This is a genomic window from Exiguobacterium sp. RIT594 (assembly GCF_003339585.1).
Classification (GTDB): Bacteria; Bacillota; Bacilli; order Exiguobacteriales; family Exiguobacteriaceae; genus Exiguobacterium_A.
On the sequence record NZ_QPKF01000001.1, the window covers coordinates 918,103 to 931,212 of the forward strand.

The window sequence follows — 13,110 nt, forward strand, 5'->3', positions numbered from 1 at the left end:
TTAATCACTCTCCCCAATCGTTTGAATAATCGTCATCGTCACACCGACGACGACAAGGTACACCCCTAAATCGAACAGCATCGCCGTGTGTAAGGACGTTTTTCCGAACAGCGGCAAATTAAAATAGTCGTGGGCATGTGTGAAAAATGGTTTGTTGAACAACAGGGCACCTGACGCTGTCAGGACGGAAATCAGCATTCCGATGGCTGTCATCTGTTTATAATCGACGGGCAGGATTTGCCGAAGCGTCTTGATATCAAAGGCAAGCAAGATCAAGACGAGGGCGGAAGCCGTTACAAGACCGCCGACGAAGCCGCCGCCCGGTGTGTAATGACCGGCGAAAAACAGGTAGACGGCAAACAAAAAGATGATGAACGTGATGAACGTCGTCGCAGATTCCAAGATGACGTCATTCGTATGCTTTTTGATCGGATTTTTCATTTATCGGTTCCTCCTGTCTTCCGGAAATTAATCATCGCGTAGATACCAAGACCGGCAATTGCTAATACACTGATTTCAAACAACGTATCAAAACCCCGGAAGTCGACGAGGATGACGTTGACCATATTACCGCCGGCGGCTAAGTCCGCCACGTTGTCGATGTAATACTGGGCAATCGAAGCGAATGAACGTTGGCTGAGTGAAGCCAGTGCGACCAATGTGACGCTTAACCCGACGAGTGCCGAGATGGCGGCATTGCCAAGTTTAAACTTAATCCGTTCCTCTTTCCGGCTGATTTCCGGCATATGATAAAACACAAGCAGGAACAAAGCGACGGACACCGTTTCGATGACGAGTTGCGTCAAAGCCAGGTCCGGTGCCCGGAATAAGACGAAGAACAGCGCGACCGTATAACCGACGACACCAAGCAGAATAATCGATGTCAAACGGGACCGGGCAAACGTAATCGACAAGGCGCTGCCCACGAGGACAAGGACTAAGACGACTTCATAAGTGTGAACCGTACTGAGTGGATTCACATCAAACCGGAAGGCGTCAAGGAAATACAGGCTCGATAAAATCAGGATGACGATAAAACCGAAGATGTAGACCAAGTAAGACCGCATGTAGCCAGTCATGACTGTATCATGGATAGCGGTCGATGTCCGTTCCCCTCGACGCAACAGGGCGTCATATTGATGATTGAGTGAAACCTGTTTCGGCATCCGGTGATACAACGAGCGCCATTTCGGTAAAGTCAGGAATAAAACCGTACCGACTGAGATGATCAGGACGGTTAAGAACAGTTCCAGGTTAAATCCGTGCCAGAGTTTGATCTCGACTGGAATCGTCCCGCCATTTGCAATCACTTTCGGTAAAATCGCTTCAGCGGCCGGACGGATCAATGTGTTCGACAACAGGTTCGGGAACAAGCCGATCAAAATGACCAATGAAACAAGAACGAGCGGCGGAATCAGCATGCCGATCGGTGCTTCATGCGGTTTTTTCGGCAACTTCTCGAGTTGTCTTGGACCGAGGAACGTCCGGTAGACAATTAAAATACTGTAGACAAATGTAAAGATGCTGCCGATGACCGCAACGAACGGGAACAAGAGTCCGATTGTATCGAGATGGAACAATCCGGACTCTGATACTTCGAGCACACCGGTTAAAAACATTTCCTTACTCAAGAAACCGTTGAAGGGTGGGACCCCTGCCATCGACAACGTGCCGATCGTCGCGATCGTAAACGTCACCGGCATCAGTTGCGATAAGCCGCCGAGTTTTCGGATATCCCGTGTGCCGGTCTCGTGATCAACAATCCCCGCCATCATGAAGAGACTTCCTTTGAATGTGGCATGGTTAATCAAATGGAAGACGGCAGCAACGGTCGCAACCGTATAGAGGCTGTCCGGTAAGATTTCGACCTGCAATGCAGCAGCTCCGAGTCCGAGCAATGACATGATCAGACCGAGTTGGGAAATCGTCGAATACGCTAAAATCGCTTTTAAATCGACCTGTTTGACGGCGTTGAGCGACCCCCAGAAGAGTGTGAACATTCCGACAGACGAGACCAGATAAAACCAGAGTGGTGTTTCAGCAAAGATGGGACTCATCCGGGCGACGAGATACAGACCGGCCTTGACCATTGTGGCCGAGTGGAGGTAAGCACTGACCGGGGTCGGCGCTTCCATTGCATCCGGTAACCAGATATGAAACGGGAACTGAGCCGATTTTGTAAAAGCTGCCAGTAAAAACAGAACAAGCGACACGGTGAAGAGCGGATCACCTGAATAAGTGCCGACCGTCGCCAGCGATTCCCGGATACTGAATGAACCGGACAGCAGCGACAGCAGGGAGATTCCGCCGAGCATCGACAAACCACCGAATACAGTAATGAGCATCGACTTTTGTGCACCGTAACGGGAGCGTTCCCGCTCGTACCAATAACCGATTAAAAGGAAGGACGAAATTGATGTCAATTCCCAAAATAGATACATGACGATCATATTGTCAGATAAGACGATTCCGAGCATCGCCGTCATGAAAAGAAGTAGGTAAACATAAAAATTATGAAGAGCTTCTTTTTTAGCATCAAGATAATAGATGGAATACAGGACGACGAGCGAACCGATTCCGGTAATCAACAATGCAAACAGCAGACCCAGACCGTCCACGTAAGCAGTAAAGTTGATATCGAGCGAAGGAATCCATTTCATCGTCGCAACGACTGTTTTTCTGGCCATCGTCTGGCTGAGGAATTGACTGAAATAGGCGACCAATGTCAGCGGAACGAGTAAAACGAACCAGCCGGTGTGTACCGATCGAATTTTTTTATACAGCAATGGAATGAAGAGACTGACGAGTAGCGGCAATAAAATTGCCAAATGAAGCAATGACACATGATTCCCTCCTTTTCATATCGTTCATTTCATCGAAAAAAATGAAAGAAGGACGTAGTACGCAAGCGAGCAGTCGTGCTTGTGACGAGTCCTTTTTATCCAATCATTCGATTCTCATGAAGCATCTGTTAAAAGTATAACGTAGATTTCGGCTCTCTGCATGACGCGAACCTTCCTGATGTAGTGCAGGAAAGCGGTTTTTGAGTAAATTATTAAATATGTAGGAACACGGCAGAAAAATGAGAAAAAAAGTCCGAAAAAATTTTAAAAGACAAGGGTAATTTGATTACAATCGTCTTTTTCAGGGAAAACCAACTAAGTCTAAAAATTCAGCGAACAGAGGTGCCGTCATGAAAAAGTCATTTAAACAAGGTTTGGTCATTGGTGGAATCGCAGCCCTATCTGCGTTAGTCATCAAGCGTTATAAGCAAGCGGGGGATTCGTCAGAAGGATTCAGCAATCCAGCTGCACTCGATCGTCAACCGAGCATTGATGCCAAAAAGGATGAAACAGAAGTCGGACTGACACAACTCGATTCGATTCACCGGGCGGATTGGCAAGCCAACGGGTTTCCGCAAACGCATGCCGAACTGGAACGTCTGGAAAAAGAAGATAACCAGTAAAAAACACGCTCTCGTCTGAGAGCGTGTTGTCATGTATAGAATTAAGCGCTTGTCGAAACAAGTGCTTGAATTCGTTCGCTGTGCGCAGCATACGAAGAGAGATGCTCAAATTGATGTAACGTTAGAGTCGTCATCCGACTATGGCCGGTACTGGATTCAAGAGACAGGTACGCTTCGTTTTGATCTTGACCACCACCGTCAAAACGAATTTTTGCCGTAATCGTCCGTCCATCGTTTGCTTGCATATAAATATCGTAACCGCCGAAATCAACTCGGTTGAAGCGGTTAGCTTCGCTTACGATTCGTTTAAAAGTTTCAATCAATGAATATGACATGCTATTTCCTCCTTATGTGAAAACCATGTGACCTAACGAGCAATCACCAATCAGTATCGATTATGTCTTTTCCCAGTATATAGAAAAATTAAACCTTTTAAAAGAATCTTTATTTTTTTAAGTTTTATTTGCTATGAAACGCGTTTCATACTTTATGATAATTCACGACAGCGCGTGACTATCGTAAACGATGGGCGTGAGCTGAGTAGTAGTGGAGGAGACCTGTTCTTTTCTAAACAGAGGTCTTAAAATGTGTCAGATGTAGCTGAAAAAAAAGACACAAAAAGGAGTTGGATGTAAGTCCAACTCCTTTTTGTGTCTAAAAACCGGTATTAAACTAATTTGTTAATGAATCGATACTCAAAGTTCAACGTTGTGATAGACTTGCTGGACGTCTTCCAAGTCTTCCAGTGCATCAATCATTTTTTCGAACTGTTGGACGTCTTCGTCGGATAACGTCACTTCATTTTGGGCGAGCATGACCAGTTCTGCAACTGAAAAGTCAGTGATTCCTGCTTCTTTCAGTGTTTCTTGAACAGTATGGAACTGTTCCGGCTCGGCATAGATGATGACCGATTCTTCTTCTTCCAAGATGTCACGGACATCGATATCCGCTTCCATCATCAATTCTAGGACATCGTCAGCTGATTTGCCTTCGAAAGCAAAGATGGCTGTCGCATCAAACATGTAAGCGACCGATCCACTGACCCCCATGTTTCCGCCGTTTTTACCAAAAGCGGCCCGAACGTCTGAAGCTGTCCGGTTAACATTGTTCGTCAATGTTTCGACGATGACCATTGAACCGCTTGGTCCAAATCCTTCGTAACGTAACACGTCAAAGTTTTCTTCTGCGCCGCCTTTTGCTTTTTCGATGGCCCGATCGACGATAGCGCGTGGAACACTATATGTCTTCGCACGCTCGAGAACCACTTTTAACGCCTGGTTGGATTCAGGGTCCGGCTCCCCTTGTTTAGCGGCCACATAAATCTCCCGACCGAACTTCGCATAGACGCGACTAGTATTTTTGTCTTTCGACGCCTTTTTTTCTTTAATGTTATTCCATTTACGACCCATCAGAATCCACTCGCTTTCACATGACTTCGATTTAATTAGGAACTTACTGGTTCCTTCTGCCTCATCAGTATACCGCATAAGTTGTTGATTGCTAAACTGAAAAGATAGCAAAATACGTGTTTTTTCATGATTAACGTTTACAACCAGTCTGAAATCGGGAAGTAACAGAAGATGAAATCTAGCATGTGAGAGGAGAGGGACTATGAATAAAGCAGCTGTGTTTCACCGGGCCCTGTCGCCGTATGTCTATACATACGATCGAGATACGGTACATATCCGTCTGATGTCGGCAAAGGGAGACGTGGATCGTGTCGAATTGATTCATGGCGATCCTTATGAATGGGATGCGGAAAAAGAAGAAGATCGGGATTGGAACTTTGATCCGGATAAAGAGAAGTTTTGGAAAACGGCGACGGCAGAGATGACGTTCGCGGGATCGGATGCGACACACGATTTTTGGTTTATCGCGATTCAACCGAAAAAGAAGCGGGTCCGTTACGGCTTCAGAGTTCATGCAGACGGTGAATCCGCCGTTTACACCGAACGCGGGTGGTACGATGAGGTACCGCTTGATCACCCGGGCTACTATTTTGCTGTTCCGTATATGAATGCGGTGGATGTATTTGACACTCCGGCATGGGTGAAAGATACGGTCTGGTATCAAATTTTTCCAGATCGGTTCGCAAACGGGGATGTAACGAATGATCGGCCGGATACCATCGCCTGGGGTGCCGAGGCACCAGCCTTTAATAATCACTTCGGAGGCGATTTTCAAGGAGTGATCGATCATATCGATTACTTAAAAGACCTGGGGATTACCGGCATTTATTTTTGTCCGGTCTTTGTCGCACCGTCTAACCATAAATACGACACTCTTGATTATTTACGTCTGGATCCGAGTTTCGGGACAGAAGAAACGTTTCGGGAAATGGTTCGATTGCTTCACCAAAATGGAATCCGGATTTTACTCGATGCGGTCTTTAATCATGTCAGCGTCGAGCATCCGGCCTTCCAAGACGTTTTAGCTCATGGGAAAGAATCGCAGTATGCAAACTGGTTTATGATTGATTCGTTCCCGGTCCAATCAACACCGATACCCAATTATGAAGTATTTGCTTTTGAAAGCAATATGCCGAAACTCAATACGGCCCATCCGGATGTGAAAGACTATCTATTAAAGGTAGGGCGTTACTGGGTGGAAGAGTTCGGGGTTGATGGTTGGCGACTGGATGTCGCGAGTGAAGTGGACCATGCGTTTTGGCGCGAGTTCCGGCGGGAAGTGCGTGCTGCTAATCCTGAAGCGTATATCGTCGGGGAATGTTGGACGGATTCGCAAGGGTGGTTGCTCGGTGATCAGTTTGATGCGGTCATGAATTATGGCTTGACGGAAGCCTTTTTAACCTTTTTTGCGACGAACGAAAGTACGGCCTCTGCATTCAGTCATGCCGTCGCAAGGAATTTAAACAGCAACACGATGAATGTCAACGAAGTGATGTTTAATCTCGTTGATTCCCATGATACACCTCGTGCTTTGACGCGGGCAGACGGGAACCGTGAGCGGATGAAGCTGTTGATGTTGTCGCTCTTGACGTTCACGGGAAGTCCGGTCATTTATTATGGCGATGAAATTGGTTTGACGGGTGGCCAGGATCCGGATAACCGGAAGTGTATGGTCTGGGATCCGGCGGAACAAGATGCGGACCTCTTGGCGTATATTACGCGGTTGATTGATTTACGGAAGCAACATCCGGGTCTCGCCAATGCCAGCGGCTATCAATTCGAACAACTGAATGACGCGTCGGCAAGTTTTCTGATTCGTCGCCAATCCGATGAAGCGACTTATTTGATTTTGTTTAACAATGGTTCAGAGGACGTCCATTTTGATTTGACAGATCCAACCGTTGATTTGATGGACGGACAACGTTATACGGAATCGGTCACTGTAGGAAGGGTGTCCGGGAAAATTCTCCAAATAGAACAAGAATAACCGAACAAAAAACATCTGTTCAGAAAAGACTACTTTCTGAACAGATGTTTTTTATATGCTTGGAAAGACTCAGAAAAACGGATGAATCAGCAGACCACTTCTCAATTTAGGTTCGAACCAGGTCGACTTCGGAGGCATGACTTCGCCCGCATCAGCAACTGCCATCAGCTCGGTTAAGCTGGTTGGATGGAGATGGAACGCGACAGCCATCGTACCTTGGTCGACGAGTTGCTCAAGCCCGGTATAACCTCTCACACCACCGACGAACTGAATCCGTGCATCCGTCCGAGGATCTTCGATTCCGAGAAAGGGTGTCAACAATTCATCTTGAAGGATGGCAACATCGAGATCCTCTTTGACAGAAGGACGGTTTTTCTCATAATCGAGTGTGTACCAGGTCTGTTTGACATACATTTCAAACCGGTGTCTTTTTGTTTCTGTTGCGCGTCCCTTCGTAATAGTGAACCGGCTGCTGATTCTTTCCAGCAAGTCATCGACAGACTGACCGTACAAATCTTCAACAACGCGATGGTAACCTTGGATGTTCAATTGATCACTTGAGAAAGAGACGGCGAGAAACAGTCCGGCATCTTCGTGAGGATTCAACCGTGCCACTTGTGCGGCTGCTTCCGCCCGGTGGTGTCCGTCAGCAATATACAGGTGATCGTGACGGGCGAACTGACTGCCGATTGTCATCATGGCATCGCGGTCCGTAACTTTGTAGATCGTATGTTCAATCCCGTCTTCAGCTGTAAAGTGATAGAGGGGGACTTGATTGGTCTGTTCCGTGACGACTCGGTTCAGTTCGTCATCTGCGTGATGGGCCAGCAAAATCGGACCGGTATGGGCAGCAAGTGACTGGACGTGGCGGACGCGATCCCGTTCTTTATCCGGTCGTGTGAATTCGTGTTTCCGAATGATGCCCTGATCATAATCCGCGACAGAGACACAGCCGACAAAACCGGTCTGCGTGTGCTCACCGTCGGTTAGACGATAGAGATAATAACTCTCGACCTCGTCTGTCAGGAGAATACCGCGTTCCATCGCTTCCTTGAAATGCAGAGCAGCTTGTTGATACACACGCGAATCATGATCATCGATCAGATCCGGTAACGTCACTTCTGCCTTATCGATTCGTAAAAAAGACAGCGGACGCCGCCGGACTTCTAAACGTCCCTCCGCCCGATTAAAGACATCGTACGGGAGGGAAGAGAACGCTTCTGCATATTTCGGATCAGGTCGCAAGGCGTGGAAAGGTTCAAACGTAGGCATAATCATCGCTCCTTAAAGTAGTCTTGTTTTTAATACACCTGGAATGGCATTTAGTTGTTGTAATGAGATGGTTTCATCGAGATGGTTATCAATATCGATGATCGTGTAGGCGATGCCATCTTTACTGCCGTTGATCATGTTGGCAATGTTGATTTGTTCGGTCGCAAGGACTGAGGCAATTTGACCGACCATGTTCGGAATGTTTTGGTGCGCAATCGTGATACGTCGTTTACCGGAATAGGGTAACTCGACGGACGGAAAATTGACTGCGTTCCGAATATTACCGGTCTCAAGGAACAACTTCAATTGATCAACAGCCATGATGGCACAATTTTCTTCTGCTTCCGCTGTCGACGCTCCGATATGCGGCAACGGAGTGACACGAGGCAGAGAGAGAATGAAGGCATTCGGGAAATCGGTGACATAATTGGCCAGACGGCCGGACTTCAAGACGGTGGCCAAAGCCTGTTCATCGATCAATTCACCACGTGAAAAATTAAGCAAGGTTGCACCTTGTTTGATTTTACCGAGCAACCGCTCATCAAGCAGATGCTGGGTCGCATCAATTAATGGCAGATGCAACGTGATGTAATCACTTGTTGCCAGCAACTCTTCGAGATTGGTGACACGATGGACCTGATTCGAGACACGCCATGCGGACTCGACAGACATATGGGGATCATAGCCGGAAACCGTCATGCCGAGTTCGTGGAGTGTATTCGCTAAACTCGCTCCGATGGCACCAAGTCCGACGATGCCGATTCGTTTCCCGAGTAATTCCGTACCGGCAAATTGTTTTTTATTCGCCTCGATCCGTTCGGGGATATCCGGTCCACGCAGGTTGTTTGTCCATAGGATACTCGGGATTAGTTTTCGGGCCGTCAAGAACAGGCTGGCAATGACAAGCTCTTTGACGGCATTGGCATTCGCACCAGGCGTCGAAAAGACGGGAATCCCCCGATTCGCCAGTTGATCAAGTGGGATGTTATTGACACCGACGCCGGCACGGGCGACCGCTTTCAAGGAAGTCGGAAACTTCATGCCATGTAAATCTTTACTGCGAACAAGAAACGCATCCGCTGTTTCGATGTCTTGTTTGACGACATATTGATCGGTGAAGCGTTTTAATCCTTTTTCCGACACGTCATTCCAAAGTTGTATATGATGCATTTAACGTTCCCCCTGTTCAAATCGTTTTAAGATGGCAATAAGGGCATCGACGCCTGCAGTCGGCATCGCGTTATAGAGACTTGCGCGCATTCCTCCGACAGATCGATGTCCTTTTAAATTGACGAGATGATGACGTTCTGCAAATTGCAGAAATTGTTTATCTAATTCCGTGTGACCGGTAGTAAAAGGAATGTTCATTCGGCTCCGGTCCGGCAGGGCGACGTGATTTGAAAATAGGGCAGACTGGTCCAAGTACGCGTAAAGGGAAGCCGCTTGCTTGTGATTACGCTCGACGACCGTATCGAATCCCTGCTCCTTGATCCATTCGAGGACCAGTTTCGTCAAATAGATGCTGTATGTGGGCGGTGTATTGTATAAAGAATGATGAGCGGCATGTGTATCGTACCGTAAATAGGAACCTAAACGGTCTGGTGTACGTTGTAACAGCTCATCTTTTATGATGACAAGCGTCATTCCGGCTGACCCGAGATTTTTTTGAGCTCCCGCATAAATCACATCAAACTGACTGACATCAATCGGTTCCGATAAAATGGAGGAGGAGAAATCAGCCACTAACGGAACATCGACTTGTGGAACGTCGGTGAAAGTCGTTCCTTCAAGCGTATTGTTCCATGTGAGATGCAGATAATCCGCGTCAGAATAAATGGGACCGGCCGGAATCGAACGGTAGTTGTCCGCATTAGATGAAGCAACGATACTTGTTTTTACAAAAGCCGCGGCATCCTGCATCGCTTTTTGTGACCAGCTGCCTGTATCGATGAAGTCGACGCGTTGCTGATTCGTCGCCAAGTTCAACGGCAACATGGAAAATTGAAGCGTTGCCCCGCCTTGTAAAAATAAAACATGGTAATGATCCGGAATCTGCAAGAGTTCCCGAAGCAAAGCCTCTGTATCCTGAAGGATATTTTCAAACAAGGCAGAACGATGACTTAATTCCAAAACGGATTGTCCAGAACCTTGGTAGTTCAGAAGCTCAGATTGAGCCTTAAGTAAAACCGGTACCGGTAGGACTGCCGGACCAGCTGAAAAATTAAAAACCGTCATCTCATTCCGCCTCCAATAATTTTCAGAAAATATTCACAACTAAAGTGTAACGGAATGAAAACAGTTAATCAAACTCCATTTCGAAAGGAACTTGAATTTTTTGGAACAGGGGGAGCGTTCGACAAAAAAAGACCAGTTCTCCTAAAGGGAGACTGATCCGATCGATGTATCTGAAGAAAGTATGGAATTCAGGACGGGTCAAGCGGCGTAAGTTGATGAAAGTGCCACTTCCAGCCTTCGCTCGTCCAGTGATAAAGCGAAACACTTCGGAAGCGACCGACATACATGCTGCGACCGTATGAGAAATGATCTTCCACGATTTCCTGTACCAGGGCCGTCGTTTCGAAAACTTCGACGACAATCGACTCGCTGAGTTGATCGCTCCACTGAATTTGATCCGGATCGACATAATGATCGAGATACGTCTCGGCATCGAACTGCCGGCCTTGTCCGTCAACAAAAGAAAAATCGGATGATAACAATTGATGCATCTCTTTCCGGTTACCTTGCATCAAATAATCATGACGGTTTGTCAAGAGGAGTTGAAGCTGTTCATGTTTAGCTGAAGTTTCCATGAGAATCATCCTTTCGTCCTTACCTGAATGATGAGATTTCAAAAAAAGATAAAACAAAAAAAGACCCTGCAACAGCAGAGTCTTGAAAAATTAAAGTTTAGTAACGTTAGTTGCTTGTGGTCCGCGTTGGCCTTCTTCAACTTCAAACGAAACTTCTTGACCTTCGTCAAGTGATTTGAAACCGTCTGTTTGAATAGCTGAGAAGTGAACGAAAACGTCGTCGCCGCTTTCACGTTCGATGAAGCCAAAACCTTTTTCTGCGTTAAACCATTTTACTTTACCTTGTTCCATGTGTGTTGCCTCCTGCGTATGACTGAGCCATACTGATTATTACTACCGTGATCAATTTCATCGAGTCAAAAGTGTAACCTTTATATCTCCACCGAACAACAATAATTACTTAATAATATACCATGTCCGGTTTGAAAAAGATAGGGGTAGGCGGAAAAGAATTAAAAAAGAGGATCCGCAGCTGCGGATCCTCTCAGGAAAATTAAAGTTTAGTAACGTTAGTTGCTTGCGGTCCGCGTTGGCCTTCTTCAACTTCAAACGAAACTTCTTGACCTTCGTCAAGTGATTTGAAACCGTCTGTTTGAATAGCTGAGAAGTGAACGAAAACGTCGTCGCCGCTTTCACGTTCGATGAAGCCAAAACCTTTTTCTGCGTTAAACCATTTTACTTTACCTTGTTCCATGTGTGTTGCCTCCTGCGTATGACTGAGTCACACTGATTATTACTACTGTGATCAATTTCATCGAGTCAAAAGTGTAACCTTTATATCTCCACCGAACAACAATAATTGTTTATAATATACCATGAAAAAATGAGAAAAGGAAGTAATAAACAAAAAAAGTGGCAATTCCCCCTAAAATTATCAAACTCACTTGAAGAAAAGTTATTCCTTAAAGGAATGTATGCATGCAGTTCGAATATCTATATTCGAATATCTATATAGGAGGAACAAAATCGCGAAAGGATTAATGGATCGGTTCGCGTTGGGATCGGACTTGTTTTACAGCAGTAATCAAATAGCCGTGAATAGAAGGGTGTTGGTTCGGGCTTGTCCAGACATCCTGAAAAATTTGTCTTAACGTAAGTTGAACTCTTTTTTCGTCATTCAACATACGTGTGAGAAGTAAGTATAAGGACTTTTCGTACCGATCGTATAACGCTTCGAGAGCGTGCTTATTTTTTAATTCGATTTGTTTAAATAACTCTGTATCTGTATTTATACGCATGCTCTCCTCCTTTTAATTGTTTACAACCCGTTTGTAAACATTTTGTTACTTATTCAGATATTTTATAGTTTTCCCGAAAAAAGAATTATCAAACGCTTTAACTCTCTAAAGTTAAAGAATTATGAATTCATACTATTTTTTAAAGGAGGAAATTAATCATGGGAACCATTTTTCTTCGACCATATCAACTGTCTGATGCAGAGCAGCTACTCCGGTTAAATCTTCGGAATCAAGTACATTTTGAATACTGGATGCCTGTAAAACCGAAACCAGGTAGTTATACATTGCCGAAGCAATTGGAACGAATCGAACAGATGCTTGAAAACAGTTTGGCGGATCGATCATATGCCTATGGAATCTTTTTAACGGAAACCAATCAATTAATCGGTGAAGTTTCTGCAGCTTTCGTCGAACGGTTTCCGGCCGAGACATGTATGATCGGATATCAATTGGACCGCGAACACAATGGAAAAGGAATCATGGCGGAAGCTGTTCGACAGGCGGCAAGGCTTTTATTTGAGACCCATCAGTTTCACCGTCTACGGGCGGAAGTGATGCCGGAAAACATCGGTTCCATCCGAGTATTAGAAAAAGTGGGATTCAGAAGAGAAGGGCTTGCGAAAAAAAGCTTGTACATAAACGGTGCATGGGAAGATTTTATTTTGTTCGCGCTGTTAAAAGAAGAGTTTGCACCCGGTTAACAGATCCATATCAAAGTGACATCGTCCTGATGACCGGGTTATAAAAGAAACGGAATCTATCTTTTTTTAAGATAAATCACTGAAATGGTCAATTGACAGAGTGGAATAACCTTAAATCCGAACGTTAAGTGCCTTTTTTTCCTGAAAGTATGTTTTTTGACGAAATGTTTTTGACAAACCATTAATTGTTCGTTACAGTATTATAGTACGAACGTTAAAGTGTTATT

13 protein-coding genes are annotated in these 13,110 nt (G+C 45.5%); 3 read left to right on the forward strand and 10 right to left on the reverse strand.

Going from position 1 to position 13,110, the window contains the following annotated elements; all coding sequences use genetic code 11:
* Entirely contained in the window at positions 1 to 441 is a 441-nt protein-coding gene (locus DVG79_RS04575) for a Na(+)/H(+) antiporter subunit B (RefSeq protein WP_034769866.1), read from the reverse strand.
* Positions 438 to 2,843, reverse strand: a complete 2,406-nt coding sequence (locus DVG79_RS04580) for a Na+/H+ antiporter subunit A (RefSeq protein ID WP_114595647.1) — start codon at positions 2,841 to 2,843, stop codon at positions 438 to 440. The genes DVG79_RS04575 and DVG79_RS04580 overlap by 4 nt, the downstream gene beginning before the upstream one ends.
* Positions 2,844 to 3,193: 350 nt before the next feature.
* On the opposite strand from DVG79_RS04580, the gene DVG79_RS04585 reads away from it, so the two are divergent.
* The gene (locus tag DVG79_RS04585; RefSeq protein WP_114595648.1) at positions 3,194 to 3,466 is read left to right on the forward strand and encodes a hypothetical protein; all 273 of its coding nucleotides are present in this window, start codon (positions 3,194 to 3,196) and stop codon (positions 3,464 to 3,466) included.
* 41 nt (positions 3,467 to 3,507) lie between these two features.
* Here DVG79_RS04585 and DVG79_RS04590 read toward each other — a convergent pair whose 3' ends face one another.
* The gene (locus DVG79_RS04590; RefSeq protein ID WP_114595649.1) at positions 3,508 to 3,801 is read right to left on the reverse strand and encodes a hypothetical protein; all 294 of its coding nucleotides are present in this window, start codon (positions 3,799 to 3,801) and stop codon (positions 3,508 to 3,510) included.
* Positions 3,802 to 4,161: 360 nt separating this feature from the next.
* Positions 4,162 to 4,875, reverse strand: a complete 714-nt coding sequence (locus tag DVG79_RS04595) for a YebC/PmpR family DNA-binding transcriptional regulator (RefSeq protein WP_114595650.1) — start codon at positions 4,873 to 4,875, stop codon at positions 4,162 to 4,164.
* A 202-nt stretch (positions 4,876 to 5,077) separates the two neighbouring features.
* On the opposite strand from DVG79_RS04595, the gene DVG79_RS04600 reads away from it, so the two are divergent.
* Positions 5,078 to 6,862: a glycoside hydrolase family 13 protein gene (locus DVG79_RS04600; RefSeq protein WP_114595651.1), complete on the forward strand. Its 1,785-nt coding sequence runs from the start codon at positions 5,078 to 5,080 to the stop codon at positions 6,860 to 6,862.
* A 69-nt stretch (positions 6,863 to 6,931) separates the two neighbouring features.
* On the opposite strand, the gene DVG79_RS04605 is transcribed toward DVG79_RS04600, so the two are convergent.
* The 6 genes from DVG79_RS04605 to DVG79_RS04630 all read right to left on the reverse strand — a co-directional run bounded on the left by DVG79_RS04605 (position 6,932) and on the right by DVG79_RS04630 (position 11,638).
* Complete coding sequence (locus DVG79_RS04605) at positions 6,932 to 8,134, reverse strand: DUF1015 domain-containing protein (RefSeq protein WP_114595652.1); 1,203 nt, start codon at positions 8,132 to 8,134, stop codon at positions 6,932 to 6,934.
* Between the two features lie 12 nt (positions 8,135 to 8,146).
* Positions 8,147 to 9,304, reverse strand: coding sequence for a phosphoglycerate dehydrogenase (locus DVG79_RS04610; RefSeq protein WP_114595653.1), 1,158 nt, complete (start codon positions 9,302 to 9,304; stop codon positions 8,147 to 8,149).
* On the reverse strand, positions 9,305 to 10,369 hold the full coding sequence (gene serC / locus DVG79_RS04615; RefSeq protein WP_114595654.1) for a 3-phosphoserine/phosphohydroxythreonine transaminase: 1,065 nt from the start codon (positions 10,367 to 10,369) through the stop codon (positions 9,305 to 9,307). It abuts the gene before it with no gap.
* 188 nt (positions 10,370 to 10,557) lie between these two features.
* Positions 10,558 to 10,944 carry a nuclear transport factor 2 family protein gene (locus tag DVG79_RS04620; protein WP_147269812.1) on the reverse strand — a complete coding sequence of 129 codons (387 nt, stop codon included), beginning with the start codon at positions 10,942 to 10,944 and terminating at the stop codon, positions 10,558 to 10,560.
* A 90-nt stretch (positions 10,945 to 11,034) separates the two neighbouring features.
* Positions 11,035 to 11,235 carry a cold-shock protein gene (locus tag DVG79_RS04625; RefSeq protein ID WP_012370557.1) on the reverse strand — a complete coding sequence of 67 codons (201 nt, stop codon included), beginning with the start codon at positions 11,233 to 11,235 and terminating at the stop codon, positions 11,035 to 11,037.
* Between the two features lie 202 nt (positions 11,236 to 11,437).
* On the reverse strand, positions 11,438 to 11,638 hold the full coding sequence (locus tag DVG79_RS04630; protein ID WP_012370557.1) for a cold-shock protein: 201 nt from the start codon (positions 11,636 to 11,638) through the stop codon (positions 11,438 to 11,440).
* A gap of 702 nt (positions 11,639 to 12,340) precedes the next feature.
* On the opposite strand from DVG79_RS04630, the gene DVG79_RS04640 reads away from it, so the two are divergent.
* Positions 12,341 to 12,883: a GNAT family N-acetyltransferase gene (locus DVG79_RS04640; protein WP_114595656.1), complete on the forward strand. Its 543-nt coding sequence runs from the start codon at positions 12,341 to 12,343 to the stop codon at positions 12,881 to 12,883.
* Positions 12,884 to 13,110: the final 227 nt, after the last annotated feature.